Annotated in this window: 23 protein-coding genes; 13 read left to right on the plus strand and 10 right to left on the minus strand. The window is 66.2% G+C overall.

All coding sequences use genetic code 11. The annotated features are described in order from the left end of the window. Window positions 1-31: 31 nt before the first annotated feature. The 4 genes from recF to dnaA all read right to left on the minus strand — a co-directional run bounded on the left by recF (window position 32) and on the right by dnaA (window position 5,299). Window positions 32-1,324 (minus strand): DNA replication/repair protein RecF, encoded by a 1,293-nt coding sequence (recF, locus tag P5G52_RS02845; RefSeq protein WP_301224484.1) that lies wholly within the window; start codon window positions 1,322-1,324, stop codon window positions 32-34. A 10-nt stretch (window positions 1,325-1,334) separates the two neighbouring features. Continuing rightward, complete coding sequence (gene gnd, locus P5G52_RS02850; protein WP_301224487.1) at window positions 1,335-2,225, minus strand: phosphogluconate dehydrogenase (NAD(+)-dependent, decarboxylating); 891 nt, start codon at window positions 2,223-2,225, stop codon at window positions 1,335-1,337. 66 nt (window positions 2,226-2,291) lie between these two features. Next, entirely contained in the window at window positions 2,292-3,416 is a 1,125-nt protein-coding gene (gene dnaN / locus P5G52_RS02855; RefSeq protein ID WP_301224489.1) for a DNA polymerase III subunit beta, read from the minus strand. Between the two features lie 470 nt (window positions 3,417-3,886). Then, window positions 3,887-5,299, minus strand: a complete 1,413-nt coding sequence (dnaA, locus tag P5G52_RS02860; protein WP_301224491.1) for a chromosomal replication initiator protein DnaA — start codon at window positions 5,297-5,299, stop codon at window positions 3,887-3,889. A gap of 462 nt (window positions 5,300-5,761) precedes the next feature. Here dnaA and rpmH point away from each other — a divergent pair, with 462 nt between their 5' ends. From rpmH to P5G52_RS02900, 8 genes are all read left to right on the plus strand, one after another. Further along, on the plus strand, window positions 5,762-5,899 hold the full coding sequence (gene rpmH, locus P5G52_RS02865) for a 50S ribosomal protein L34 (protein WP_022892375.1): 138 nt from the start codon (window positions 5,762-5,764) through the stop codon (window positions 5,897-5,899). A 91-nt stretch (window positions 5,900-5,990) separates the two neighbouring features. Then, on the plus strand, window positions 5,991-6,362 hold the full coding sequence (rnpA, locus tag P5G52_RS02870) for a ribonuclease P protein component (RefSeq protein ID WP_301228623.1): 372 nt from the start codon (window positions 5,991-5,993) through the stop codon (window positions 6,360-6,362). 32 nt (window positions 6,363-6,394) lie between these two features. After that, window positions 6,395-6,721: a membrane protein insertion efficiency factor YidD gene (yidD, locus tag P5G52_RS02875; protein ID WP_301228625.1), complete on the plus strand. Its 327-nt coding sequence runs from the start codon at window positions 6,395-6,397 to the stop codon at window positions 6,719-6,721. 2 nt (window positions 6,722-6,723) lie between these two features. Continuing rightward, window positions 6,724-7,686, plus strand: a complete 963-nt coding sequence (yidC, locus tag P5G52_RS02880; RefSeq protein ID WP_301224493.1) for a membrane protein insertase YidC — start codon at window positions 6,724-6,726, stop codon at window positions 7,684-7,686. After that, complete coding sequence (locus P5G52_RS02885; protein ID WP_301224495.1) at window positions 7,683-8,246, plus strand: Jag family protein; 564 nt, start codon at window positions 7,683-7,685, stop codon at window positions 8,244-8,246. The genes yidC and P5G52_RS02885 overlap by 4 nt, the downstream gene beginning before the upstream one ends. Beyond that, window positions 8,239-8,910, plus strand: coding sequence for a 16S rRNA (guanine(527)-N(7))-methyltransferase RsmG (gene rsmG, locus P5G52_RS02890; RefSeq protein ID WP_301224497.1), 672 nt, complete (start codon window positions 8,239-8,241; stop codon window positions 8,908-8,910). Before P5G52_RS02885 ends, rsmG begins: the two co-directional genes overlap by 8 nt. 257 nt (window positions 8,911-9,167) lie before the next feature. After that, window positions 9,168-10,100 (plus strand): ParA family protein, encoded by a 933-nt coding sequence (locus P5G52_RS02895; protein WP_301224499.1) that lies wholly within the window; start codon window positions 9,168-9,170, stop codon window positions 10,098-10,100. Window positions 10,101-10,539: 439 nt separating this feature from the next. Beyond that, window positions 10,540-11,718, plus strand: a complete 1,179-nt coding sequence (locus P5G52_RS02900; protein ID WP_435868690.1) for a ParB/RepB/Spo0J family partition protein — start codon at window positions 10,540-10,542, stop codon at window positions 11,716-11,718. A 2,236-nt stretch (window positions 11,719-13,954) separates the two neighbouring features. Here P5G52_RS02900 and trxA read toward each other — a convergent pair. From trxA to P5G52_RS02925, 5 genes are all read right to left on the minus strand, one after another. Next, the gene (gene trxA / locus P5G52_RS02905) at window positions 13,955-14,281 is read right to left on the minus strand and encodes a thioredoxin (protein WP_301224501.1); all 327 of its coding nucleotides are present in this window, start codon (window positions 14,279-14,281) and stop codon (window positions 13,955-13,957) included. Between the two features lie 25 nt (window positions 14,282-14,306). Then, a complete protein-coding gene (gene trxB / locus P5G52_RS02910; RefSeq protein WP_301228629.1) occupies window positions 14,307-15,341 on the minus strand; it encodes a thioredoxin-disulfide reductase in 1,035 nt (344 codons plus the stop codon). 185 nt (window positions 15,342-15,526) lie between these two features. Then, complete coding sequence (locus tag P5G52_RS02915) at window positions 15,527-17,194, minus strand: ABC transporter substrate-binding protein (protein WP_301224503.1); 1,668 nt, start codon at window positions 17,192-17,194, stop codon at window positions 15,527-15,529. A gap of 74 nt (window positions 17,195-17,268) precedes the next feature. Further along, window positions 17,269-18,987, minus strand: a complete 1,719-nt coding sequence (gene murJ, locus P5G52_RS02920; RefSeq protein WP_301224505.1) for a murein biosynthesis integral membrane protein MurJ — start codon at window positions 18,985-18,987, stop codon at window positions 17,269-17,271. Window positions 18,988-19,044: 57 nt separating this feature from the next. After that, on the minus strand, window positions 19,045-19,524 hold the full coding sequence (locus P5G52_RS02925) for an NUDIX hydrolase (RefSeq protein WP_301224507.1): 480 nt from the start codon (window positions 19,522-19,524) through the stop codon (window positions 19,045-19,047). Between the two features lie 182 nt (window positions 19,525-19,706). Between P5G52_RS02925 and P5G52_RS02930 the strand changes: the two genes are divergently transcribed. The 5 genes from P5G52_RS02930 to P5G52_RS02950 all read left to right on the plus strand — a co-directional run bounded on the left by P5G52_RS02930 (window position 19,707) and on the right by P5G52_RS02950 (window position 25,644). Then, a complete protein-coding gene (locus tag P5G52_RS02930; RefSeq protein WP_301224509.1) occupies window positions 19,707-21,149 on the plus strand; it encodes a CCA tRNA nucleotidyltransferase in 1,443 nt (480 codons plus the stop codon). Continuing rightward, window positions 21,146-21,796, plus strand: a complete 651-nt coding sequence (locus P5G52_RS02935; RefSeq protein ID WP_301224511.1) for a histidine phosphatase family protein — start codon at window positions 21,146-21,148, stop codon at window positions 21,794-21,796. Before P5G52_RS02930 ends, P5G52_RS02935 begins: the two co-directional genes overlap by 4 nt. Before the next feature lie 106 nt (window positions 21,797-21,902). After that, complete coding sequence (gene mshA / locus P5G52_RS02940) at window positions 21,903-23,150, plus strand: D-inositol-3-phosphate glycosyltransferase (RefSeq protein ID WP_301224513.1); 1,248 nt, start codon at window positions 21,903-21,905, stop codon at window positions 23,148-23,150. A 32-nt stretch (window positions 23,151-23,182) separates the two neighbouring features. Next, the gene (locus tag P5G52_RS02945) at window positions 23,183-23,983 is read left to right on the plus strand and encodes a phosphatase (RefSeq protein WP_301224515.1); all 801 of its coding nucleotides are present in this window, start codon (window positions 23,183-23,185) and stop codon (window positions 23,981-23,983) included. After that, entirely contained in the window at window positions 23,980-25,644 is a 1,665-nt protein-coding gene (locus P5G52_RS02950) for a formate--tetrahydrofolate ligase (protein ID WP_301224517.1), read from the plus strand. Before P5G52_RS02945 ends, P5G52_RS02950 begins: the two co-directional genes overlap by 4 nt. A 94-nt stretch (window positions 25,645-25,738) precedes the next feature. On the opposite strand, the gene P5G52_RS02955 is transcribed toward P5G52_RS02950, so the two are convergent. After that, window positions 25,739-26,824: an inositol-3-phosphate synthase gene (locus P5G52_RS02955; protein ID WP_301224519.1), complete on the minus strand. Its 1,086-nt coding sequence runs from the start codon at window positions 26,822-26,824 to the stop codon at window positions 25,739-25,741. Between the last annotated feature and the right edge of the window lie 176 nt (window positions 26,825-27,000).

Raw genomic sequence — 27,000 nt, forward strand, 5'->3', positions numbered from 1 at the left:
GTCCTGCCCGTGCTCCTCCGGCGTCGATTTCTCAGACATGAGCTTCTCCGCCATCGACGTCTCCGGCATCTTCTCCGGAATCCTGGCGTCCTTCGGCCGCCTCCGGGACATCGGCTGGGCGGACATCGACTCCTTCAACACCGTCGATGCCGCCCGGGACGACGCGGATCTGTCGGCCGAGGAGGGCCTCGGGGATGTCGTCCCCGACAGCGGCAGTGACCAGCACCTGCTCGGCAGGGGCGACGATCGCGGCGAGGCGCGTACGCCGTTGCGCGTCGAGTTCGGCGAAGACGTCGTCGAGGATCAGCACGGGATTCCCACCGGGGGTGGAGTCCTCCTCGAGCAACAGGTAGTAGGAAGCGAGCCGGAGGGCCAGGGCCATGGACCAGGTCTCCCCGTGGGAGGCATACCCCTTCGCCGGGACGGAACCGAGCAGCAGGGCGAGGTCGTCACGGTGCGGTCCCACGAGGGAGATGCCGCGCTCGAGTTCCTTCTTCCGGTGGCGCAGGAGGCTCGCGATGAACAGTTCCGTCAGCTCCGGAAGGGCGAGATCCTGCAGGCCCTCCCCGGAAGCACGGGGCATGGCCCCGCCGTCGTCGTCGGTTCGAAGGTCCGGGGACGACGAGACGCTGGAGACGTAGGCGATGTCCGCCGCCTTCGACCCGTCCGTCAGTTCCTTGTACGCGCGCTGCACGTGGGGACGCAGCTGGTCGGTGAGGAGGAGACGGGCCGAGAGCAGCCGTGCGCCGGCCTGGGCCAGATGCTGGTCCCACACATCGAGGGTCGAATCGTGTGCCGTCGAGAACCTGCCGGCTGCCCGCGCGGACTTCAGCAGTGCGTTCCGTTGCTTGAGGACACGCTCGTAGTCGGCGCGCAGCGCCGACTGGTGCGGCAGGAGCGACACCATCACGTCGTCCAGGTACCGGCGCCGTCCCGAGGGGTCACCCTTGACCAGGGCAAGGTCCTCAGGTGCGAAGAGGACGGTCTTCAGGATGCCGGCGGCATCCCTCGCCCGTACAGGATTCGACCTGTTGATCCGGGCACGGTTGGCTGCATCGGCATTGATCTCGACCTCGACGCTCGTGCGCTGCGTGCCCCGGACGAACCTGCCCCGGATGATCGCCCGCTCCTCGCCGAACGAGATCAGGGGCTTGTCGGTGCTGACGCGGTGGGACGACAGGGTCGCGAGGTACCCGATGGCCTCGACGATGTTCGTCTTCCCCACCCCGTTCGGCCCGACGAAGACCGTGATACCGGGCTCTACCGCGGTATCGAGTTGCCCGTAGCTCCGGAACCCGGTGAGCGAGAGGTGCTCAACGTACACCGGTCACCACTTACTTCTCCTGAGCCGGTTTCACTGCGTGGCCGCCGAACTGGTTGCGAAGCGCCGCCACCATCTTCATCGACGGGGAATCGTCCTGGCGCGAGGCGAACCGGGCGAACAGTGCCGCTGTGATGGCCGGAGCCGGCACCGAGTTGGCGATCGCCTCCTCGACGGTCCACCGACCCTCCCCGGAATCCTCGACGTAGCCCGCGATCTTCGACAGTCCGGGGTCCTCCTGCAGCGCCTTGACGACGAGGTCCAGCAGCCAGGAACGGACGACGGTCCCCTTCTGCCAGGCGGCGAAGGTTCCGTGGACGTCCTTGACGATGTCCTTGGCCTCGAGGAGTTCGTAGCCCTCGGCATAGGACTGCATCAGTCCGTACTCGATACCGTTGTGCACCATCTTGGCGTAGTGGCCCGCCCCCACGTCGCCCACGTGCACGAAGCTCTCAGCGCGCTCGCCCTCCGGGCGCAGTGCGTCGAAGACCGGCATCGCGAGGTCGACATCCTCGGAACTGCCGCCCGCCATGAGGCCGTAGCCGTTCTCGAGTCCCCAGACTCCGCCTGAGACGCCGCAGTCGAGGAATCGGACGCCCTTCTGGGCCAGCAGGGTGGCGTGGATCTGGTCATCGGTGAACTTGGAGTTGCCTCCGTCGATCACCAGGTCGCCTTCGGCGAGGAGCTCGGAGAGGTCCTTCACGACGGCGTCGGTGACCTGGCCTGCGGGCACCATCACCCAGACGATGCGCGGAGCCGGAAGCGCGGCGACCAGTTCATCGAGGCTCGAAACATCGGTGCGCTCGGGGTTGCGGTCGAAACCGGTGACCTCGATGCCGTTCTGGCGGAGTCGCTCCCTCATGTTGAATCCCATTTTTCCGAGTCCAATGAGGCCGATATGCATGAGCTTCTCTTTCTGACGATGGGTCCGGCGGGCGGTCCGGCCGGCCGGGTGTACCTGCCGCGGGGGCTACTGGTTGGGAAGCCGCACGGGCATCAGCAGGTACTTGTAGTCTTCCCTGTCCTCGCCCGACGCGTCATCCTGCGCCGACATCACCGCGGGCTTGGGAGGTGAGGTAAAGGAGAACCGGACGTACGGGCTGCTGAAGGCTCCGAGTCCCTCGCTCAGGTAGTGGGGGTTGAAGGCGACCGTGATGTCGTCGCCGTCCAGCGTCGCCTCGATGGCTTCGGAGGCCTGGGCGTCCTCGCCCGTACCGGCGTCGAGGGTCACCTGTCCCTCGGTGAAGGCCAGACGCACGGGAGTGTTGCGTTCGGCGACGAGCGACACACGACGAACCGCCTCGACGAGCATGCTCGTCTGGACGGTGGCATGGATCGGGGTGTTCTCTGGGAAGAGCGACCGGATCTTGGGGTAGTCGCCGTCCACGAGCAGGGACGTGGTGCGGCGGCCACCTGATTCGAAACCGATCAGCTCGGAGTCGTCCGAGAACGCGATGTTCAGGTCTCCTGCGCCGCCGAGCGTCTTCGCGACCTCGTTGAGCGTCTTGGCCTTGACCAGTGCGCTGGTCGAGATTCCGGGCGTCGACGGTTTCCAGGAGACCTCGCGCAGGGCGAGCCGGTACCGGTCGGTGGCGAGCAGGGTGATCAGGTCATCCTCGATCTCCATGCGGACACCGGTCAGGATCGGCAGGGTGTCGTCGCGGCTCGCGGCGATGATGACCTGCGAGACGGCCTGGGAGAAGGCATCACCGTCGACGACGCCACTGACCGCGGGGAGTTTGGGTAGCTCCGGGTACTCGCCCTCGGGCATGGTCGCGAGGTTGAAGCGGCTGTTGCGGCACGTCAGGGTCACTTTCGATCCATCGGTGGCTACCTCGACCGGAGCGGAGGGAAGACTGCGGCAGATGTCGGCGAGCAGGCGGCCCGATACGAGGATCGTGCCTTCCTCCAGGACGTCCGCCGCGATCTCGAGGCGCGCGGAGATCTCGTAGTCGAAGCTCGCGAGGCTCAGTGAACCACCCTCGGCCCGGATGAGCAGTCCGGCGAGGACCGGTACGGGCGGACGGGGTGACAGGGAACGGGCGGTCCAGGACACAGCCTCCGCAAGTACATCCCGCTCGACTCTGAATTTCACGGAGCAGTGCCGCCTTCCAAAAAAACAGCCACCGGCGAAGCCGGCGGATGGTGGGTCGCATGTCATGCACGGAGATGCCCGGGCACGGGGAACTACAACCCTACTGGGGAACAGCTTAGCCGGATAGCGGAGCTGCGAAGCAGGTCCGGGGAGGCGGGGAACGGGTCGGACGGAACGTGGAATGTTATTTGACGAACTTTTGAAGTTTAAGGTTCGTAGTGTTAATAACTGCTGTGGATTCTGTGGATAAGTCCACTGGTCGGCGCGCTTCCGCGGATTTGCCCTGTGGACAACGTGTGCGTTCGGACGACGGCCCCCTGCAGGCGGTTGTGGGGAAAATCCTTGTCATTCCGCGGATCCACAGGCTGCAGGGGGTTTTTCCTCAGGTTGGGTGCCGATGTTCCCCCGGTTATCCACAGCTGTGTCCACACCTGTTAATTACACCGGTGAAACACAGGGTCCGGTCGCTGTCAGGCTTCGCGCTGCTTGTGCTTGATGCGGTTGGTTAGCTCGGTGACCTGGTTGAAGATCGCGCGCCTCTCGGCCATGAGCTCGCGGATCTTCCGGTCCGCGTGGATGACGGTGGTGTGGTCACGGCCGCCGAGCTCCTGCCCGATCTTTGGGAGGGACATGTCGGTGAGCTCCCGGCACAGGTACATGGCGATCTGCCGGGCGGTGACGAGCGTCCTCGTGCGCGACTTGCTGCACAGCTCTTCCATGCTGATCTGGAAGTAGTCCGCGGTCTGCGCCATGATCACGGTGGACGTGATCTCCTGCGCCCCGTCGTCGGAGATCAGGTCCTTCAGCACGATCTCCGCCAGGTTCACGTCGACCGTCTGGCGATTGAGGCTGGCGAAGGCCGTGACCCTGATCAACGCCCCCTCCAGTTCCCGGATATTGGTCGCGATCTTCGAGGCGATGTACTCGAGGACGTCGTCGGGTGCGCTCAGGCTGTCGCTGATCGCCTTCTTGCGGAGGATCGCGATGCGGGTCTCCAGTTCGGGCGGCTGGATGTCCGTCAGGAGGCCCCACTCGAACCGGGACCGCATGCGCTCCTCGAACCCGATCAGCTGCTTGGGCGGCATGTCGGAGGTGATGACCACCTGCTTGTTGTGGTTGTGCAGCGCATTGAAGGTGTGGAAGAACTCTTCCATGGTCCGGTCCTTGCCGGAGAGGAACTGGATGTCGTCGATCAGCAGGATGTCGACGTTGCGGTAGGTCTGCTTGAAGCTCGAGCCCTCATCGTCGCGGATCGAGTTGATGAAGTCGTTGGTGAACTCCTCGGAGTTCACGTACCGGACACGGATCCCGGTGTAGAGATGCCGGGCGTAGTGACCGATGGCGTGCAGCAGGTGGGTCTTGCCGAGCCCGGAGTCGCCGTAGATGAAGAGCGGGTTGTAGGCCTTCGCCGGCGCTTCGGCCACCGCGACTGCCGCCGCGTGGGCGAAGCGGTTCGAGGACCCGATGACGAAGGTGTCGAAGATGTACTTGGGATTGAGCCGGCCGAATTCGTGGGAGTTGCTGGGCGGGGTAGGGGAAGGCTTGGCCTCGCCCTTGGGTTCCGGCGAGACCTGCTCGGGTTCCTGCTCGGGAGCCTCCTCCGCCACAGGGGTCAGTTCGGGGTCGATCACGAAGGCGCACTGGATGTCCTCACGGAACACGTCGCGCAGGGCCTCGTCCAGGGCGGACTTGAGCTGGGTCTGCAGGACTTCGCGCGTCAGTTCGTTGGGAACGGCGATGAGCATGGTCGTTCCGATGAGGCCCTGGGCCTGTGCCAGCACCATGAATCCGCGCTGGCGCGGGGTGACGCGATCGTCCTGCTCGAGGGTCCGGATGACTTTACGCCAGGAACTCCCGACGTCGTTTACCTCATCTGTTCCCACAAGAACCCCTCTTAGCTGTGCTGCCCGCGCTCGAAAAGGTCCGTTCTCCACAGAGTTGTACACAAGCCGTGGATAAACGGACCAGAGCCAAGAGTAGAGGATGAGAACTACAGAAGATAGCGGGCTGGCGCGGCAGGACGGGGGCTGGAAGGGGTCCCATCCGGTCCCTCCGGCGATGCGTGTAGTGTGATTCGAGCGCCGGTTGTCCACAGGCCCGTGGAAAAGTAGCCCACAGGCCGGCGACGGGCGAGTTTGACGCCCCTCCGCCGCGTCCCCTAACGTTATGTAGTCCAACATGTCTGCATTTCGCATGCCATCACAGATGTTTCCGGGTACTAAGAGGCCTCGGGATGTGACAGCTCCAACGCGAATGTCGGATGTACACCTTCATCGCGTCAGTCTGTTCTTCCCCCTTGTTGCAATGGGCCGGACGCATCTCAAGATCGTTCTGGAGTAACTACAGTGAGCAAGCGGACTTTTCAGCCGAATAACCGCCGTCGTGCCAAGAAGCACGGTTTCCGCCTTCGCATGCGCACCCGCGCTGGTCGTGCCATCCTGTCGGCGCGCCGCGGCAAGGGCCGTACCGAACTCTCGGCATAAGCGGTTCCTCCCACGCCATGCGTCCTTCGGGTGATCGCGCCGGCACGGGGTTCCTTCCCTCAGCAATGAACAGGAACCCGTAGTGCTTCCGATGATCCACAGGGTGCGAACGGCAGCGGATTTTGCACGTACCGTACGTTCCGGTGCCCGGTCAGGGCGCCGGAACGTCGTGCTATATGGGTCCAGAACCTCGGACTCCGCACCCTCCCGGGTCGGCTTCATCGTCGGCAAAAACGTAGGGAACGCTGTCACCCGCAACCTCGTTAAACGGAGGCTTCGCCACGCTTCGGCGGAGTGGGTCGCTGCGCACCCCCACGGGTACGACGTCGTCGTCCGCGCGCTCCCACCGGCCGCGGACAGCGACTGGCCGGCCCTGCAGAAGGACTTCACGAGCTGCCTGGCTGCGGTTGCCCGCAGGCTGGAGCGCTCCGACGCACCGGAAAGGGAAGGCAGAGTATCGTGAGCAGCATCGCTGTCCGTGTGCCGGCCTTCCTCATGGGGTTGCCTCGCCTGGCCGTGATCGGGTTCCTGATCGCGTACCGCAAGGTCGTCTCTCCGCTGTACGGGCAGGTGTGCCGGTTCTACCCGAGCTGTTCGGCCTATGCGCTCGAGGCGGTGACGGTCCATGGGGTCGTTCGCGGTTCGTGGCTCGCGGCCAGGCGGCTGGTCCGGTGCCATCCCTGGAACGACGGCGGCGTGGACCACGTCCCAGGGGGTGGCAGGAGTTTTCCCGAGGGGAGACTGCCGTCGATAGTTGTGTTGAACCACCCGGTGATTCCGGACGATGACGAAAGCCGCCCTGCGGCTCGAGGAGCAAACTGACAATGGATTTCCTAGGGACCGTACTCTTCCCTTTCGAGTGGCTCGTTTCATGGATCATGTTCCTGTTCCATGAGGGCTTCTCCTTCCTGGGGATGGACCCTGCTTCGGGCTGGACCTGGACTCTTTCCATCATCGGCCTCGTCGTCGTCATCCGGACGGCACTGATCCCCGTCTTCGTGAAGCAGATCAAGGCGCAGCGCGGCATGCAGGCGCTGCAGCCGGATCTCCGGAAACTCCAGCAGAAGTACAAGGGCAAGACGGACCAGCTCTCGCGCCAGGCCATGACGCAGGAGCAGATGGCGCTGTACAAGAAGCATGGGACCAACCCCTTCGCCGCCTGCCTGCCGATCCTCATCCAGATGCCGTTCTTCTTCTCCCTCTTCCGTGTGCTGAACGGTGTTTCGCGCGCCAGCGAGGAGGGCGTGAGTATCGGTGCGCTGCAGGTGGAGTCGGTGCGCCAGTTCGACGCCGCGACGATCTTCGGCGCTCCCCTCTCGTCGACCTTCCTGGGCAGCTTCGGCGCCAATGGCAACATCAGCGTCATCATCCTGTCCCTGCTCATGATCGTCGCGATGACGGCGTCCCAGTTCGTGACGCAGAAGCAGATCATGGCGAAGAACATGTCCGAAGAGGCGATGCAGAGCCCCTTCATGCGTCAGCAGAAGATCATGCTGTACATCCTTCCCCTGGTGTTCGGCATCGGCGGTATCAACTTCCCGATCGGTGTCCTCGTGTACTGGACCACCACCAACGTGTGGACCATGGCGCAGCAGTTCTACGTCATCCGCAAGATGCCCACGCCCGGGTCCCCGGCAGCGAAGGCACTCGCCGAGAGGCGCGCCAAGAAGGGCCTGCCCATGGTTCCGCTCCTCGGTGAGCGGAAGACCGAGCCGGCGATCGAAGCGGTTTCAGAGCCCCGGGGCCAGCGCGTCCAGCCCCAGCGCAAGAAGAGGAAGAAGCGATGACGGTAGACAACGAAGAGCAGACGCCCGAGATCAACACCCCCGAGTCCAACGACGATGTTGAGACGGGAACAGGGAGCAGCAAGGCGGCGAGGCTGGATGAAGAGGGCGACGTCGCCGCGGACTACCTCGAGGAACTCCTCGATATCGCGGACATCGATGGAGACATCGATATCGAGGTCCGCAGCGGGCGAACCTACATCTCGATCGTTTCCGAGGACGCGTCCGACTCCGGGCTCAGCTCGCTCGTCGGGCGTGACGGAGAGGTGCTCGAGGCACTGCAGGAACTCACCCGCCTGAGCGTGCTGACCGCAACGGACACCCGTTCGCGGCTGGTGCTGGACGTCGACGGCTATCGTGACCGTCGCGGGCGCGAGCTGGCGAAGATCGCCCAGGACGCCGTCGACACCGTCAAGGAATCGGGTGAGGACGTGGCTTTGCCTCCCATGTCTGCCTACGAGCGGAAGATCGTCCACGACGTGGTTGCGGACCTGGGCTTCGTGAGCGAGTCCGAGGGCGAGGGTCCGTCGCGGCACATCGTTGTTTCCCCCAGTGATGACTGAGGTTCCGTCCTCGACTGCCAGTGCTCCTCCGGAGCCGACGGCGGAGGAACTGGCTGCCGCGACCACCGTGTTCGGTGGTCAGCTGGACCTTGCCCGCGGGTTCGTCCGGCACCTGGCGACCAGCGGCATCGAACGGGGTCTGCTCGGACCCCGGGAGGTCCCCCGACTCTGGGGCCGGCACGTTCTGAACTGCGCCGTCGTCTCTGAATTGATGAGGCGGGACGCAACGGTTGTCGACGTCGGCAGCGGCGCCGGGCTTCCGGGACTGGCGATCGCCATCGCCCGGCCGGACCTGCACCTGCATCTTGTGGAGCCACTGGAGCGCAGGGTCATCTGGTTGAACGAAGTGGTCGACGACCTCGCACTGCCGAACGTGTCAGTGCACCGGGCCCGCGCGGAGCAAGTGGTGGGAGAGGTCCGAGGAGACTACGTGACGGCGCGCGCCGTCTCGGCTCTCACCACCCTCGCCGGCTGGACCATTCCCCTGGCGAAGCCGGGCGGGGAAGTACTCGCCATCAAGGGTCGCAGCGCTGCCGAGGAGATCGAGAAGGCGCGCAAGCTCATCCGGAAGCTGGGCGGCGGAGCAGCGGAGATCCTCACGGCCGGTGCTGGTGTCCTCGAGGAACCAACGACGGTGGTCCGTATTCCGGTCCGCGCCGCCTGAGTCGTCCGTCCGACGGACGCAGCACCCTCGTCCCAATCCTCCCCCCACTTCCGGCTACCCTTGTAGATAACGACGTCTGGCATGTGAGAGTGAGTTACTGAGTGACCATCAAGGACGCCCCCGCGAAGAAGTCCGAGTCCCTTCTGGTGCCCCGACAGCCCATCGCAGACGGCCTAAGCGTAAGGCAACCTGTAGAGGTTGCGAATCCCACTGTTGGCGTTGTTTCACGTGAAACACCGGCGGCTGTTTCCGATGCGGTGGAAGCTCCGGCTGCGAAGAAGACGGGCAAGGGTAGGAGTGTCATCGATACGATGGACGACTCGTCGCCGCTCGGCCGTGAACTCGCGAGGGAAGCCAAACGCCGGGAGAAGCTGTTGGGCAAGGAGCTTCCGAAGCCGAAGAACACCCGGATCATGACCATCAGCAACCAGAAGGGTGGCGTGGGGAAGACGACGACGACGGTCAACATCGCCGCAGCCCTCGCCACTGCCGGGCTGCAGGTGCTCGTCATCGATATCGACCCGCAGGGCAATGCCTCGACGGCGCTCAACATCGACCACCATGCCGACGTCGACTCGATCTACGACGTACTCATCGACGATGTTCCCCTTGCTGACGTCGTAGCGCCCTGTCCGGATGTTCCGAACCTGATCTGTGCTCCCGCGACGATCCACCTGGCCGGCGCCGAGATAGAACTCGTGTCACTAGTCGCCCGCGAGCAGCGGCTCCGCCGTGCGATCGATGTGTATGCGAAGCAGCGCGAAGAGAAGGGGGAACCGCGCCTGGACTTCGTGTTCATCGACTGCCCTCCGAGCCTCGGTCTGCTGACGGTCAATGCCTTCGTCGCTGCGAAGGAAGTTCTCATCCCGATCCAGTGTGAGTACTACGCGCTCGAGGGATTGAGCCAGCTGCTGAAGAACATCGAAATGATCCAGAAGCACCTGAATTCGGACCTCACGGTTTCCACCATCCTGCTGACGATGTACGACGGCAGGACCAACCTCGCCGCGCAGGTGGCTGCCGAGGTACGTGAACACTTCCCCCAGCAGGTGCTGAAGGCAGTCGTGCCGCGTTCCGTGCGGATCTCCGAAGCGCCCAGTTACCAGCAGACGGTCATGACGTACGATCCCTCCTCGAGCGGTGCCCTGTCCTACCAGGAAGCGGCAGCTGAAATAGCTTCCCGGCCATAGCGGCCGGGCGTATCGGTCCAGGCGGACCCGAAAGATGTAGCGGTGGAGCGTTGCTCCACACTCTGGAAGGAAGAACATGGCGGAAAAGCGGCGCGGTCTCGGCCGAGGGCTGGGGGCGCTCATCCCCAGTGCTCCCGCCGACGAGATTCCCGAGCAGACGCGGCCTGAAGCCGAGGTGGCCAAGCCGGACCGGTCCGGGAACAGTGCCACCGAGGTGTCGCGGAAGGCGGGCGGAAGGCCCGTGGACCTCTTCTTCGAGCGCGTCACCGAGGAGGACGTGGCCGAGCAGCCACGTTCCTACTCGTCCGCGCTGAGGAGCGGTATCAACAGGAACGTGCTCGAAGCTCAAACCAAGCGCGTTGCCAAGACCGGTTCCGGCCGCAAGAGTGCGGCGGTCGACGGAGCGAAGGGCGGCAAACCGAAGGCGGAGCCTGCCACGCTGCCCGCCGCGGACCCGGCAGCAGCCCCCGCCGCGGAGGCGGAAGTCGGCTCCAATGGGACGGACGAGGACGGCCCCGGCGTGCCTGCGCCCTCTCCGATCGCCGCTGAGGAACGCGTCGGTCCCACCCCAAGGACCACCGACGCGCTTGCTGGTGGCGAAAAGGTTGTTGAAGCCCGATCTGCGGACGCTGACGAGGCACCGGCCGACGGGCCCGCAAATATCGACTCGACCAGTACAACGGATGCGAGTCGGGCGTCTCAGGGAGCATCCGAAGGAGATGTACACCCCGCCGTTTCACGTGAAACGGCGCTCACCTCCCCGTCGTCGGTCAGCGCGACCGCTTCGGAGGGGCTCGTCGAGGTGCCGGGAGCCACTTTCGCAGATCTCCCCCTCGAAAGCATCCACCCGAACCGGAAACAGCCCCGCGTCGAGTTCAACGAGGACGAGCTCGCCGAACTGGTCCACTCGATCCGTGAGATCGGCGTGCTCCAGCCCGTGGTCGTCCGACCCTCGCAGGAGAGTGGGGGTGCTCCCTATGAGCTCGTGATGGGCGAACGGAGGTGGCGGGCCTCCCGGGAAGCGGGAATGGCCACCATTCCTGCGATCATCCGCTCGACGCTCGACGACGACCTGCTGCGTGACGCTCTCCTTGAGAACCTTCACCGGAGTGCTCTCAATCCGCTCGAGGAAGCGGCGGCGTACCAGCAGCTGCTGGACGACTTCGGCTGCTCGCATGACGAGCTGGCGGGGCGCCTTGGTCGTTCCCGGCCTCAAATCTCCAACACTCTTCGGCTGATGAAGCTTCCGCCGCTGGTTCAGCGCCGTGTAGCGGCAGGCGTCATTTCCGCCGGCCACGCGCGCGCCCTCCTGGGACTGAACGACGCTGCCGACATGGAGAAGCTCGCGCAGAGGATCGTCGCCGAGGGTTTGTCTGTGCGATCGACGGAGGAGGTTGTCGCTTTGAGCGGGGGCCTCCGGAGGGCGACGAAGTCGGCCACCCCACGCGACGGTGCGCGACACGAGCGGCTCGACTACCTGGCCACCTCTCTGTCCGACCGGCTCGACACCAACGTCAAGATCACCCTCGGCGCCAAGAAGGGCCGCGTCAGCATCGAATTCGCCAGCGTCGATGACCTGAACCGGATAATCGGCGTCCTGTCCCCGAAGACGGATTAGCCGCGGACAGCTTCTTCAATTGCCGGGTCTGGTTTCACGTGAAACCAGGCCCGGTTTTTCTTTACTCCTGTCTTCCATGGCTCTGCGCCGTGCCGGGACAGCGCCTCGCGGGTTCGCTTTCTCCTTTCGGGCCCTGCCGACCACCCATACGGGTCGTGAAGGCTTGGAGAATGGACGGTCATTGCACTTCGGTAGGTCTGAAGGTCATGAGCTGGTCGGAACGGGTCAGCCCCGGTGATGGCGCTTTCTGGGCAGCTGCGCTGCCCCGCTGTTTCACGTGAAACAGGTCCACGTGTGCACCCGACGATTTCAGCCGGTTTCCGACTAGCGCGAGAAACGACGAATCGTTGGAGGGCAGGTCAACGCGGGCCCTCGGCGGGGCGACCGGCAGTCAGGCTTCGACGGCTTCCCTCGGGCAATCGTTCCTCGCGGTCCCTATTTCCTGCAGCAACGGGGATCGGACGCAAATCCGGGCGCTCCGCGTCGTCCGCGCATCTGGCGGTAACGCGATCAGCGCCAGTAGACGCAGCAGGGAGGGTCCCTCCGTCACGCGCGTCGTTTCGCTTCTTGTCGTCACAAACGTCCGCCGTCGACAATGCGACGCGGGGTGGCGCTCTTATCGCTGGGTGGCGCTCGTGGAGCGAGCCGTGGGGCGGCCCAAGCGGGTAGAGCGACGACTACCGGCGAACGACTAGTGTACGTCGCTTCTGTGCTTGCCGATTGGCTGAATGTCTCGGGCAAGGCGGATCGGCCATGGAGCCTGTAGAACCGGCACAGGAGACTCCACAGCTCCACCAGTCGCACAAACCTTGGCCCGGATGGGTTCGACCCTGTCTGCCGAGTCCTACCTTCTTACGCTCGCCACTACGGAGGACGGAAGCAGCGCCTCAACAAGGGCGGGCGGTGGAGCGTGATGTCGGCTCCATGTGGCTGGTACCCGCGGTGCTGGTTCCACGTGAAAGACTAGCCGCTGTGGGCCGGGCGCTCACGGAGATGGTGGTGCTGGTAATGCCCGGAAGCAGCTTTATCGAAAGCGGAGTTGGTCATCGTCACCCTCCACCTCGGTACTACCAGCCAGCACGCCGTCTCCGCACTGACGTTTCACGTGAAACACGGCCGGGATCAGACCTCCCTGCTTCTTTTGCTGGTGTTCCTGGCGATGGTGCCACTGTCGAGCACGTTGGACCGAGGAGTAGCGCCTGAGAGGGGCTGCTACGTCTGGTCCCCTCATGCCTTGTGCTTCTGATTCTTCCAATGACCCAGCAGGCATTCCTCTGTCGTTTCGACGGAGCTGGGATGAACCGTATCTGAGCCCTGGTCGCGTGATCCAACAGGGCTGAGGTGAGCAGGCGGCGCGTGCTCGGGGCTTTGGCCGGCGAGGGTGGAGACGAGCCTGGGAGGCGTTTCGGGACGGCCGCCCTATGCGTGCGGTGTTGGGACGCTTTCGCGGAGCGGTGCGGAGCGGGGCGTTGCCTGGGCCGGATGCTCATTGTGATGCCGAAACGCCGCGAGTCGGAGGTGCCGGTAGGCACCCACCTGCCGAGAGCGAGCATGCACGGCCTTGGAGCGATAGATGGGCGGGGCTAGTTCCTCACGCGCTCCTGAGGGGCGTTCATACATGGACCATGGAGGGTTTCACGTGAAACGGCGGGGGCGCAGAGGGTCCTCGGGAGGCCGCAAAGGTGAGATTGTTCCGATGGGCGCTCGGCTCCATCTCGGATCGTCGGGCGGCTTGTGTCCGCAGTCCCGGCGCCTAAGTGGGTTCGGCCTGTGCCCGCGCCACGACAGCACACGAGCGGCAGTCGCCTGACGTCCAGGCCGGCTGATCTCCTGTCCTGGTCGCCGTCGGCATTCCGAGCGGAGGGTCCTGGTGCGTCGGCCAGCGACGCACCGCGGGCCGGTGCCGCTCAGCGGTTCCGCCGGTTAGTCGTGCTGACGCTCAGCTGTTCATCGTGCTGACGCTCGGGCGGGAGGACCTTGCGGCTGGACCGGTCAACCCGCTGACGAACGCCGGCGAATTCCGCCCGCCAGCGCAAGGGTGCTCCCTCCGGTCCCGTTTTACGTGAAACGGTCGAAGGCTGAGCAGCCGGGTGACTGGACGGCATCGAGCTTTCGCTACCCGACGTCACTCTTGAACAACTCGCTTCACGCGTTGCTGCCTCATGTTGTGCCGAGCGAAGCCCCAACGCAGAAGGACCCGACGGAATCCGTCGGGTCCTTCTGCATCAAACTCGGATCAGTTGATGAAGGCTGCGAATTCCTGCTCAAGTACCTGCTTAGGCTTTGCGCCGATGGAGGTCGCTGCCACCTCGCCACCCTGGAAGACGTACACGGCGGGAATCGACGTGATGCCGTACTTGGCTGCGATAGCGGGGTTGTCGTCGACGTTCACCTTCACGACATCGACCTTCTCGGCGTGCTCGGCCGCGATGTCATCCAGGATCGGCGACAGCATGCGGCAGGGTCCGCACCACTCGGCCCAGAAATCGACGATGACGGGCTTGCTGGCCTTCAGGACGTCGGCGTCGAACGACGCGTCCGTCACATCCTTTGCGTTGCTCATTGCAATACTCCTTGTGGTTGGTGGATCAGAAAGACGCGGTCTCGGAAACAGCCTCGGCCGGAGGGGTAGGAACGCGTGCCGCCGTCTGGGAGGCGCTGACGGTGTCGGCCAGGTAGTGTTCGACGTCCAGCGCCGCAACACAGCCGCTACCCGACGCCGTGATCGCCTGCCGGTAGGTGGGATCGATGACATCGCCGGCAGCGAAGACGCCGGGGAGCGAGGTCTTGGAGGTGCGACCCAGGACAGCGATGGTTCCCTCGCTGGTGAGTTCGAGCTGGTCCCTGACCAGGTCGACGCGTGGATCATTGCCGATGGCAACGAAGATGCCGGTGACGTCGAGATCGCTCGTGGTGCCGTCGACGGTGCTCGCGAGCTTCACGCCGGTGACCTTGTCGGTTCCGTGGATGCCTACCACTTCCGAGTTCCAGAGGAAGCGGATCTTCTCGTGGGCGAAAGCACGGTCCTGCATGATCTTGGAAGCACGCAGGGTATCGCGGCGGTGGATGACAGTGACGGAACGGGCGAACTTCGTCAGGAAGAGGGCTTCCTCCATCGCCGAGTCACCGCCGCCGACGACTGCGATGTCCTGGTCCCGGAAGAAGAAACCATCACACGTTGCACACCAGCTGACGCCGTGGCCCGAAAGCCGCTTCTCGTCCTCGAGCCCGATCTCCCGGTATTCGGATCCTGTCGAGATGATGACGGCGCGGGCGAGGAATTCCTCACCCGTGGCGATGGTGAGCTTCTTGATCTCGCCGGACAGCTCGGCCGACACGACATCCTCGAAGAGGATCTCGGTACCGAAGCGCCGCGCCTGCTTCTCGAACTGTTCCATCAGGTCCGGGCCCATGACGCCTTCCGGGAACCCGGGGAAGTTCTCGACATCGGTGGTGTTCATCAGCTCACCGCCGGCCTTCACCGAGCTAGCGATCATGACGGGTTTGAGGTTCGCCCGTGCGGTGTAGACCGCCGCCGTGTAACCGGAGGGTCCAGATCCGACGATGATCACGTCGTGGATCTTCGGTTCGCTGCCGGAGGTATCTGCGGTGGGGGTGTCCAGTTGGACATCGGTTTGGGTTGTCACGTTCTCGAAAGACCTTTCTGTCTTCTCATACGCTGATACGGCCGAGTCGGGCTTATCCGCGGACACTTCCACAACGGAACCGCACGTGGAGTTATTCCGTCCCTGCAAGTCCGCGCCCCGCCTCGGTGGCCCTGGGCTGCCGCTGAGCTGGCGCTGTGCGGCTAGGTGACGCTGATCTCCGCGATGCGAAGACCGAACGGGTACTGTGCGTCGATGCTCGAGAGCCTGGGGAGCTGTGTGAAGTCGACGATGACGTAACGCGCCGTCCGCGGCCCGTCCGCGCCTTCAGGGATCGGAAGGGTCATCGTGGGCGCAGTGAATCCACCCTGCGCGATCTGTTCCGCGCCCTCCACCGTCGGCTCGTCATTGATGAGCACCGAGAAACTGCCGCCGGCGCCATTGAGCTGGGCGATGGAGACCTCGGAGATGGTCGATTCCTGTTCGAGCTCGACGACGAGGGCGAGGCTGGTGGCAAGACCACCGAAGGTGTCGCTGGCATAGACCTGGTTGCCCCAGAACGACGCGGTGTTCCCGTCGATGATCAGGGGCAGGTTCACGTCATTCGCTGCATCAAGGGCCTGGTTGTCCGGGACCACGCGGGTGATTCCCGTGATCACAGGCGCTACGGCTTCGGCTGTCGGCTCGGCTGTGGCCGTCGTCGGTGCCGTGGTTGCATCCTCCGCTGAGGGGTCACCAGTGGCCTGCTGGGTCTCGCTGTCGGCGACGGGGGTCCCACTGAAGAGGGAACCGAGTTGCGTGGCCGCAAGAACGACGGCGACCACCAGCACGATGGAGAGAACCGCGCCGACGAGCATACGGGTGAAGTTGCGGCCCTTGCTGTCGTCGTCGTCGTAGCCATCAGGGCCGTCGGCCGAGTGGGAATCGTCATCGTCGTAGTCGGACACCGGGAAACGCGATGCCGCCCGTTCCGGGTGCCGGGACGCCGCCGCTCCGGCCCCTGCCGCTCCGACGATGACGGCTCCTGTTGCGGCCGCCGGCCCTCCCTGGTCTGTGCCGTCGTGCTCGCGCGACTCGTCCCGCGGCTGGACATGCGACTCGTCCCGCGACTCGTCCCGCGGCTGGACATGCGACTCGTCCCGCGACTCGTCCCGCGACTGGACATGCGGCTGCACATACGACTCGTCCCGCGGCTCGACATCCGACTGACCAGGCGAGGTGGTGGATGAGGTGGTAGATGCAGCCGATGCACCCGAGGGTCGCTGGCTGGGCGGCGGCGGAACGAGGTGGGAGTGCTGGCGGACCGGGGCCTGCTCGGCTGCGGCGGGAGGAACATCCGAGGTGTCGTCCCGCTGGTCGTCCCCGGAGCCTCGCCGCCCGAATCGCCGCGCCAGTCCGGCGAAGCGGGAGGCCCGATGCTGCCGCCCGTCGTCGTACTCCTCGTACTCCTCGTAATGATCGTCGTAGGTTTCCGGCTCCGTCGAGCGCGGCCCGCCGAAGATCTCGGAACCGAGGGTGTCGGTGAAGAACGGCTCAATGTACGGAGCCTCGGGTGCGGGAGCATCCTGCTGCACGATCAGGTCGAGCATGTCGGCGGCCGGGGCGCGGTTGGTCACCAGGTAGGTATCGGACTCGGAGATGCCGAGATCGAGGACCTGGATGTTCCCGGTCCTGTCACCCGTCGCCAGGTCACGCGCGCTCGCGGCCACCTGGGAGGCGTTGCCGGCTGATGCGACGAGGATGCTGACCGGCCGGTTGAGCACCTGGTCGACGCCGTCGAGCACGAGGTCCTTCTCAGCAGATGCCAGTACGTAGGCGGTCACTTTGTAGCGGCCGCCCAGCACTGAACCGACGTCTACTGCTTCTGGCACGTGTTCCTCCCGGCGAACCCTGGCTGATTTCTATCCATGCTACCGGTCGGTCAGCCCATAACCCGGCTGGCAGGTCAGGCGCCGCTCCGTCGGAATCTTGCGAGCAGCGGCTTCACGAACTCGTCCAGTTCGGTGATTTTGAGCAGTTTCAGCATCGCCAGGTACACGGCGGACATGGTGATTCCACCGATCGCGAGCACGAGGACGGCGTCGAATTTGGACTGCCAGAGGAAGCCGTCGGCGTCATATCCGCCGAACGCCCAGCACAGTGCCGTTCCGGCGATCGCTGCGGCGATGCCGGCGATGGTGAGCCGTACATGGACATCGAAGACGTGCCCTGCACCGTACGGACCGATCTTGCGGGTCAGGACGATGTGGCTGACCACGACGGCGATCACATTGCCCAGCGAGTACGAGACGGCCAGCATCGGCACGATGAGCCGGGGTTCGAACGTGCCGGCGGTGAGTGCGAGCACCACGCCGACGACGGACAGGATCAACTGGATCCGAAGGGGCGAGCGGACGTCCTCACTCGCGTAGAAGACGCGGTTCAGGAAGAAGCTCGCGCTGAGGAAGGGTGCTCCGACGGCGAGGATCGCGATGATGACGCCGTTGATCGCGGCGCTCTCCGCGGATTCACTGAACAGCATGCCCAACGGGCCGGCGAAGGTGAGCAGGGCGGCCGCGCCGAAGACGGTTGCGACACCGATGATCCGCAGGCCCTGGGAGAGGGTCGCCCGGACCGCAGCGAGGTTGTTGTCCGCATGCGCCGAGGACAACTGGTTGAACATGACCGTCGCCAGGGACAGCGCGATGACCGAGTGCGGCAACTGGTACACCATCGCGCCGAACTCCAGGTTGGTGAGGCCCGCGATCTGCACGGGCGGGTCCTGTGCGAGGAGCCGGGGGCGGGCTTCGGAGGCGATGGTCGCGACGCGCTGGTTCAGGAGGTATAGACCGTTGCCGATGAGCATCGTGACGATGGTGACGGACGCGAGCTTTCCTGTGCGTCCGAGTCCTGTTCCGCGCACACCGAACTTGGGCCGGAGCCCGAGCTGAAGGCGCTTGAGGGGGAGGAACAGCACGAGGGCCTGGATGACGATGCCCAGGGTCGTTCCGCCGGCCAGCAGCATCGTCTGCCCCGACGTCCACGTCTCGGGGCTGTGCCGTTCTGTCTGCTCACTCCCCATGAGCAGGATGAATGTCGTGAGGAAGGCGATGGACACGACGTTGTTGACGACCGGCGCCCACATGTACGGACCGAAGGACCCGTTGGCGTTCAGGATCTGGCCGGTCACGGCGTACATCCCGTAGAAGAAGATCTGCGGCAGGCACCAGTACGCGAAGGCCGTGGTGAGGGCGAGGCTCGCGCCCGTGACACTCGTCGTCAGGCCGACGATGACGGGCGCTGCGAGCGTCACGAGCACCGTCAGCACGAGCAGGCCGGCGGCAGCCAGGGTGAGCAGCCGGCTGACGTAGTCCGCTCCCCGGTCGGGCTGCCTGCTGGCGCGGATGATCTGCGGCACCAGGACGGCGTTGAAGACGCCGCCTGCGAGCATCAGGTAGAGGAAGTTCGGCAGGTTGTTCGCGGAGGTGAAGAGATCCGAGACCTGCCCCGTCGCCCCGATCGCGGTCGCGAGCAGCGCCACGCGGACCAGGCCGAGGATCCGCGAGACCAGGGTTCCTGCAGCCATGATCGCGCTGGAGCGGGCGGTGGAGCCGCTCCGCGGGGCAGCAGGGTCCCGGGCCGGCCCGCCCTGCTGGGGGACGGAGGTTGTGTTCGTTTCAGACATCGCTACCCATCGTCCCACGGGACGTCGGCAGCGCGCGGCGCTCGAGGTGCGGCGACGTCAGAGGTGCTCGGGCAGGACCTCACGCGCGAGGTCCGCGATGCGGCGTTCGTTGGGGAAGGACAGGCGACGGCCCAGCTCCTGCAGCGGCACCCAGGCGACGTCGACGGCCTCGTGGTCCGGATCGTTCTCGATCGTCAGGTATCCGCCCGTGGCGATGAGCAGGAAGTGGTGGACCGTCTTGTGCACGCGGTGGCCGCTGACGGTGAACCAGTAGTCGATGCTCCCGAGGGCGGAGACGATCCTGCCCTCGATCCCGGTCTCCTCGGCGATCTCGCGGACAGCGGCTTCCTCGCTGTTCTCGGAGCCCTCCGGGTGGCCCTTCGGCAGGCACCACTCGAGGCGTCCGCCACGGTTCAGCCGGGCGATGATGGCGACGTCGAGCGTCTCCTTGCTGGCGTCCACGACGATCCCGCCGGCGGACACCTCCTCCACCGTCGGGAGCTGGTGCTGGACGGCAGGCATACCCGTGGTTCCCATTGACACTGTCAACGGGGTGCGCTTTGGAGCACTTGGAACGGGTCGGTCCATGCAGACCACTCTAACGATCTTTAAGGAGCGGCGATGACGGCGCGACCCGCCGCCCACCCACCCGTACAGCATCGGTTCGGGCCGGTGCGCGGTGTGGGAAACCGGGGCGGATCTGGCACCCTTAAGGGACTATGGCGCACCTGCTGGACACCTCGACCCTTACCGCACCCCTCCCTCCCGTGGTCCTCGAGGTCGGCGAACTCTTCGATGCCGCGGGCCATGAGCTCTCCCTGGTCGGCGGGCCGGTGCGTGACCTGTTCCTCGGCAGGATGTCCCCGGACCTGGACTTCACCACGAGTGCCGACCCCGACCAGACGCTCGCCGTCATCAAGCGCTGGGCGGACGCCTACTGGGAGATCGGGCGCGCCTTCGGCACCATCGGGCTGCGCAAGGACGGCTTCCAGATCGAGATCACGACGTACCGCGCGGAAGCCTACGACCCCGCCTCCAGGAATCCGACGGTCGCCTTCGGGACGAGCCTCGAGGACGACCTCCTGCGGCGTGACTTCACCATCAACGCGATGGCCCTGAGGCTGCCGTCCCTCGAACTCGTCGATCCGTTCGGCGGAGTCCGGGACCTGCACGCGGGCCTGCTGCGCACGCCCGGCACGCCGTCGTCGTCCTTCTCCGACGACCCGCTGCGCATGATGCGCGCCGCGCGCTTCGTGTCCCAGCTGGGCGTGACGGTCGCCCCAGAGGTGTCGGACGCCATGACGTCCATGGCCGAGAGGATCTCGATCATCTCGGCCGAACGCGTCCGCGACGAGCTGACCAAGCTCATCCGGGGTGCGGCGCCCGACGCCGGTATCGACCTGATGGTGGACAGCGGGCTCGCCGACCACGTGCTGCCGGAGGTCGCAGCGCTGCGCCTCGAGACGGACGAACACCACCGCCACAAGGACGTCTACCAGCACTCGCTGACCGTCCTGCGGCAGGCCTGCGCCCTCGAGACGGACGATGACGGTCCCGTGCCGGGGCCCGACGTCGTCCTCAGGTTCGCCGCGCTCCTGCACGATATCGGCAAGCCCGCGACGCGGAAGTTCGAACCCGGAGGAGCGGTCAGCTTCCGCCACCACGACGCCGTCGGCGCAAAGCTCGTGACACGGAGGCTGCGGGCCCTGAGGTTCGACAACGACACCATCAAGTCCATCGCGCGCCTCGTGGAACTGCACATGCGTTTCTACGGGTACGGCGAAACCGGCTGGAGCGACTCGGCGGTGCGGCGGTACGTGAACGACGCCGGGCCCCTGCTGGAGCGGTTGCACCGCCTCACACGCTCCGACGTCACCACGCGGAACCGGCGCAAGGCCGAGCGCCTCGCCTTCGCCTACGACGACCTCGAGGAGAGGATCGCCGCGCTCGCCGAGCAGGAGGAGCTGGCGTCCATCCGGCCTGACCTCGACGGCGAACAGATCATGGTGCTCCTCGGTATCCGGCCCGGTCCCGTGGTGGGACGCGCCTACCGGTTCCTCCTGGAGGAACGGATGGACCACGGCCCGCACGAGCCCGCCGACGCCGAGACCAAGCTCCGCCGCTGGTGGAGCGAGCAGCCCGAATCCCAGGAGAACCTATGAAGCCCATGACAGGCGCAGCAGCACCGGACCTCACCCCGGCCGGGACGCCGCTGCCCAGGCTGTGGCTCCTGCGGCACGGTGAGACGGAATGGTCCCGTGACGGGCGCTACACCGGCCTGACGGACCTCCCGCTCACGCAGCACGGCGAGAAGCAGGTGCTGGGCGCCCGCGAGCACCTCGAGGGCGTGGACTTCGACCTCGTGATGACGTCGCCCCTGCAGCGCGCGGTCCGCACCGCCGAACTGGCGGGATTTCCCGACGCGGAAGTATTACCGCACGCGCATGAATGGGACTACGGCGACAACGAGGGCCGGAACAGCGCCACGGTGCGCGAGGAGAACCCCGGGTACCTGATCTGGAACGACGGTGCCCCCAACGGGGAGACACTGGACCAGGTCTCCGAGCGGGCGGACCGCATCATCGCCCGCGTACAGGCCGGCTGCGGCACCCCCGCCGACCGCGAGCCGGACGCCAGGCCCATCGAGAACGCCCTGCTCGTGGCACACGGCCATTTCCTGCGGATCGTCGCCGCCCGGTGGCTGCAGTTCGGCGGTATCGAGGGCCGGCACTTCGTCCTCGGCACGGCTGCGGTCTGCGCGCTCGGGTGGGACAAGCGCACGCCCGCCCTCGTGCACTGGAACCTCTAGCCGGACCGGGCAGGGCCGCACCCGGAATGAGGCACGCGAACGGGGCGTTGTACGGTCGTGAGGGGTGGACCGGCCCTTCCCTGGAGCCGGTCGGAAGGGAGCTGGTGTGTCCGCCGTCCGGCGCGTAGCCATGCTGTCCCTGCACACCTCCCCGCTCGAGCAGCCCGGGAGGGGTGACGCCGGCGGCATGAATGTCTACGTCCGGAGCACCGCGCTCGAGTTGGCCGGCGTCGGCATCGAGGTCGAGATCTTCACGCGGGAGTCCGGTGAAGGCAGACCGCCCCGCGAGGTGCTCGGTGACGGCGTCGTAGTGCATCACCTCGATGCCGGTCCGCCCCGTCCGCTCCCGAAGGAAGCCCTTCCCGGGCTGGCCGGGACCTTCGCCGACGCGATCACCGACGTCGCGGACCTGCTCGCGGACGGCCACTTCGACGTCCTGCACTCCCACTACTGGGTCTCCGGCATCGTCGGCCTGACCGTCAGCAGGGAGATGAACCTGCCCCTCGTCCATTCCATGCACACCATGGCGAAGGTCAAGAACCTGCGCATGAAGGCCCTCGCTGCGCCGGAACCGGCCGACCGGATCGCCGGCGAGCAGGACATCGTCGACGGCGCGGCCCGTGTCATCGCCAACACCCGCACCGAGGCCGCCGAACTCGTCAGCCTGTACGGTGCGTCCCGCGACCGGGTCGACGTGGTGGCCCCCGGGGTGGACCTGTCGACCTTCCACCCCGGTGACCGCGGTGCCGCCCGTGCCGCCCTCGCCTTCTCCCCGGACCAGTTCCACGTGGTGTTCGCCGGCAGGATCCAGAAACTCAAGGGACCCCAGGTGCTGGTCGCGGCGGCCGCCGAACTCCGCCGCCGTCGCCCGGACATCCCGCTCGCCGTGAGCATCCTCGGTTCAGGGAGTGGCTCGGAGGCGCTCGCACTCCAGCCCCTCATCGATCACTTCGGCCTCACGGACGAGGTCCGCCTCTACCCACCCGTCACGGCGGTCCACCTCGCCCAGTGGTTCCGGTCGGCGGACGCCGTGGTGATGCCGTCCTACAGCGAGTCCTTCGGGCTCGTGGCACTCGAAGCGCAGGCGTGCGGGACCCCGGTCGTGGCGGCCAACGTCGGCGGCCTCCCGCAGGCCGTGAGCGACGGGCGGAGCGGGATCCTGGTGAACGGGCACACCGGGGCGGCCTGGGCGGACGCCCTCGAGCGCCTGTACGACGACGCACACCTGCGGGAGACACTCGGCCGCGGGGCCGCCGTCCACGCGCTCGCATTCGGCTGGCAGCGCACGGCGCTGCTGACGGCGCAGAGCTACCGCACCGCCGTCGAGCGTTTTCCCGCAGCGACGACGCGCTGAAGCGGGCTGGGTACGCCGCCTAGGATGGAAGCGTGAATCCCACCGAGCTCGCCGAATACCTCGACTCCGTTCGCATCACCGGCCTCGTGGCCACGCCCCGGCAGGACAACCTGAGACACATGCGCCTCTTCCTCGAGGGCGATGAGAACCTCGAATTCGGTGTCAGGCGCACGCGCGAGTGGACGTTCGACGACGTCTTCGACCTCATGCACCAGCGCACGGGGACGAGCGCTGACCGCGGTCACACCCAGGGCCAGGACACGATCGACGCCGGGAAGTGCGTCGCGGCACTCGATCGCTTCGCGGACCGGCTGGGCGCCTCGGCCCTCCGCGGCGAACGGATCCTCTTCGCGACGGGTCACCCCGCGGGCCTCCTCCCCGTCCACGCGGCCTTCGCGCGGTCCGCAGCGGCCGCGGGCGCGACGGTGGTGGAGGTGCCCGAGGGGCGGCGCTTCGGAGCCGGTGACATCCGCCAGGTCTTCGGCGTCCTCGTCTGGCACCAGCACGGCGGGCTCATGCACACGCACCTGCCCGAACCGATGCGGCTCAGCCTCGACACGCTCGCCGGTGAGGGGCGCGCCATGCCGGACCTCGTCGTGGCGGATCACGGCTGGGCGGGACAGGCCGCGAGCTCGGGCTTCCCGACCATCGGCTTCGCCGACTGCAACGATCCCGGGCTGTTCGTCTCCGAAGCGCAGGGACAGGTCGAGGTCGCCGTTCCCCTGGACGACAACGTCTGTCCCGGGCTGTACGGACCGCTCATCGACTACGTCCTGGAGCGGGCCGGCCTACCTCCGGTCGAGGCCACGGCCGCTGACAGGTCCGTGTCATGAGTGACCTCGAGATCGCACGCGCCGCCGCCATCCGTCCCATCGAGGACATCGCCGATGCCGCAGGGATCCCCCGGGAGGCGCTCGAACCCTACGGCCGCTTCAAGGCGAAGATCGATCCCCGCCTCCTGCCCGACGGCGGAACGCCGGGGAAGGTGGTCCTGGTCAGTGCCATGAGCCCCACCCCTGCCGGAGAGGGCAAGTCGACCTGCACGGTGGGACTCGCCGATTCCCTCGCCCGCGCGGGGCAGCGGGTGATGATCGCACTCCGCGAGCCGTCCCTCGGTCCGGTGCTCGGCATGAAGGGCGGTGCGACGGGTGGCGGGTACTCGCAGGTGCTGCCCATGGACGAGATCAACCTGCACTTCACCGGCGACTTCCACGCGATTACGTCGGCCAACAACGCACTCGCCGCACTGATCGACAACCACATCCACCAGGGCAACGAGCTGGGCATCGATCCGCGGCGCATCACCCTGAAGCGGGTCCTCGACGTCAATGACAGAGCCCTCCGCGAGGTGGTCATCGGCCTCGGCGGCCCGGCCCAGGGTACCCCCCGGCAGGACGGGTTCGACATCACGGTGGCCTCCGAGATCATGGCCGTCTTCTGCCTGGCCCGGGACCTCGACGACCTGAAGGAACGCCTCGGGGACATCACCTTCGGCTACACGTACGACCGCACACCCCTCACCGTCCGCGAGCTGCAGGTCGAGGGCGCGCTGGCCCTGCTGCTCAGGGACGCCATCAAACCGAACCTGGTGCAGACCATCGCGGGCACGCCGGCGCTCGTCCACGGCGGGCCCTTCGCCAATATCGCCCATGGCTGCAACTCCGTGATCGCGACCCGGACCGCCCGGCGCCTGGCGGACATCGTGGTGACGGAGGCGGGCTTCGGGGCGGATCTCGGCGCGGAGAAGTTCCTCGACATCAAGGCGCGCGCCGCCGGCCTCGCGCCCGACGCCGTCGTCATCGTCGCGACGATCCGCGCCCTCAAGATGCACGGCGGTGTCGCGAAGGCCGACCTCGCGGCCCCCGCCCTGGACGCCCTGCGGGACGGAACGGCAAACCTCCTGCGGCACGTCCGCAATATCGAGAAGTTCGGCATCACCCCCGTCGTGGCCATCAATCGGTTCCGCACGGATTCGCAGGAGGAGCTCTACTGGCTGCTGGGATGGTGCGCCGCCGAGGGCATCGAGGCGGCCGTCGCCGATGTCTGGGGCCAGGGCGGTGGGGGACCCGGCGGCGACGACCTCGCGGCGAAGGTGCTCGCGGCCCTGGACCGACCGGTCAGCTTCTCGCCCCTCTACTCCCTCGACCTCCCGATCGAGGACAAGATCCGCACCATCGTGCAGGAGATCTACGGAGCCGACGGCGTCGACTTCTCGGTCCGGGCGCTGCGGCGGCTGAAGGAGATCGATGCCAACGGATGGTCCGGACTGCCCGTGTGCATGGCGAAGACCCAGTATTCCTTCTCCGACGATCCGAGCCTGCTCGGTGCTCCGAAGGGTTTCACCGTCCACGTCCGCGACCTCATCCCGAAGACGGGCGCCGGTTTCATCGTCGCGCTCACCGGTTCGGTCATGACGATGCCGGGGCTGCCGCCGGAGCCCGCAGCCCTGCGGATGGACGTGGACAGCGACGGGAACGCCGTCGGGCTGTTCTAGGCCCCTTCCAGGAGGTCCTTCAGGAAGGCCCGAGCAGGAGGGGCAGACGCGAAGGGGCCGGACGGCGATGCCGTCCGGCCCCTTGCGATGATGACTAGCGGTCGAGGTCGCCGCGGATGAAGGCTTCGACCTTCTCGTAGGCGATGTCGTCGGCGTACTGCTCCGGCGGGGACTTCATGAAGTAGCTGGAGGCGGAGAGGATGGGTCCGCCGATCCCGCGGTCGAGGGCGATCTTCGCGGCGCGGATGGCATCGATGATGACGCCGGCGGAGTTCGGTGAGTCCCAGACCTCGAGCTTGTACTCGAGGGAGACGGGGGCGTCGCCGAAGTTGCGGCCCTCGAGGCGCACGAACGCCCACTTGCGGTCGTCGAGCCAGGCCACGTAGTCGGAGGGGCCGATGTGCACGTCGTCGGCGTGCAGGTCAGCCTTGACGTTGGAGGTGACGGCCTGGGTCTTGGAGATTTTCTTGGACTCGAGGCGGTCGCGCTCAAGCATGTTCTTGAAGTCCATGTTGCCGCCGACGTTCAGCTGGTACGTGCGGTCGAGGGTGACCCCGCGGTCCTCGAACAGCTTGGCCATGACGCGGTGCGTGATCGTCGCGCCGATCTGGCTCTTGATGTCGTCACCGACGATGGGGACACCGGCCTCGGTGAACTTGTCCGCCCACTCCTTGGTGCCGGCGATGAAGACCGGGAGCGCGTTGACGAAGGCGACGCCGGCGTCGATGGCGCACTGGGCGTAGTACTTCGCGGCGTGCTCGGAGCCCACGGGCAGGTAGCAGACCAGGACGTCGGCCTTGGTGGCCTTGAGCTGGCCGACGATGTCGACGGGCTCCTCGTCGGACTCGACGATGGTCTCGCGGTAGTACTTGCCCAGGCCGTCGAGGGTGTGGCCGCGCTGGACGATGACGCCGGTGGGCGGCACGTCGGCGATCTTGATGGTGTTGTTCTCGCTGGCTCCGATGGCTTCGGCGAGGTCGTGGCCGACCTTCTTGCCGTCGACGTCGAATGCGGCCACGAACTGCACATCGCCCACGTGGTACTTGCCGAACTCGACGTGCATCAGGCCCGGGACGGTGCCGGACGGGTCGGCGTCCCGGTAGTAGTGCACGCCCTGCACCAGCGATGCGGCGCAGTTGCCGACTCCAATAATTGCCACGCGAATGGGGTTCTGTCCCACAGTTCTCCTCGAAAGCCAGTTGGATGTGCCCGGCCGTCGTCGCCCGGGCGCGGTCGGCAGGAAATGCCAGTCTACGTTCAGTTTCCAACGCGCACGGATGCGGGGCCATTCCTCACCCGCGCGCTCTCCCTCGTCAAGCGGGTGCGCGTGCAGGGCCGGTGACGGTATCAACGGTG

This window comes from Arthrobacter burdickii (assembly GCF_030433645.1).
GTDB classification, from domain to species: Bacteria; Actinomycetota; Actinomycetes; order Actinomycetales; family Micrococcaceae; genus Arthrobacter_D; species Arthrobacter_D burdickii.

Coding starts and splice junctions, on each gene's coding strand:
- P5G52_RS02930 (WP_301224509.1), top strand. CDS start 19,707: ATGGCGCACCTGCTGGACACCTCGACCCTTACCGCACCCCTCCCTCCC.
- trxA (WP_301224501.1), bottom strand. CDS start 14,281: ATGAGCAACGCAAAGGATGTGACGGACGCGTCGTTCGACGCCGACGTC.
- rsmG (WP_301224497.1), top strand. CDS start 8,239: ATGACTGAGGTTCCGTCCTCGACTGCCAGTGCTCCTCCGGAGCCGACG.
- P5G52_RS02935 (WP_301224511.1), top strand. CDS start 21,146: ATGAAGCCCATGACAGGCGCAGCAGCACCGGACCTCACCCCGGCCGGG.
- P5G52_RS02925 (WP_301224507.1), bottom strand. CDS start 19,524: ATGGGAACCACGGGTATGCCTGCCGTCCAGCACCAGCTCCCGACGGTG.
- P5G52_RS02950 (WP_301224517.1), top strand. CDS start 23,980: ATGAGTGACCTCGAGATCGCACGCGCCGCCGCCATCCGTCCCATCGAG.
- yidC (WP_301224493.1), top strand. CDS start 6,724: ATGGATTTCCTAGGGACCGTACTCTTCCCTTTCGAGTGGCTCGTTTCA.
- rnpA (WP_301228623.1), top strand. CDS start 5,991: ATGATCCACAGGGTGCGAACGGCAGCGGATTTTGCACGTACCGTACGT.
- P5G52_RS02885 (WP_301224495.1), top strand. CDS start 7,683: ATGACGGTAGACAACGAAGAGCAGACGCCCGAGATCAACACCCCCGAG.
- murJ (WP_301224505.1), bottom strand. CDS start 18,987: ATGTCTGAAACGAACACAACCTCCGTCCCCCAGCAGGGCGGGCCGGCC.
- yidD (WP_301228625.1), top strand. CDS start 6,395: ATGGGGTTGCCTCGCCTGGCCGTGATCGGGTTCCTGATCGCGTACCGC.
- gnd (WP_301224487.1), bottom strand. CDS start 2,225: ATGCATATCGGCCTCATTGGACTCGGAAAAATGGGATTCAACATGAGG.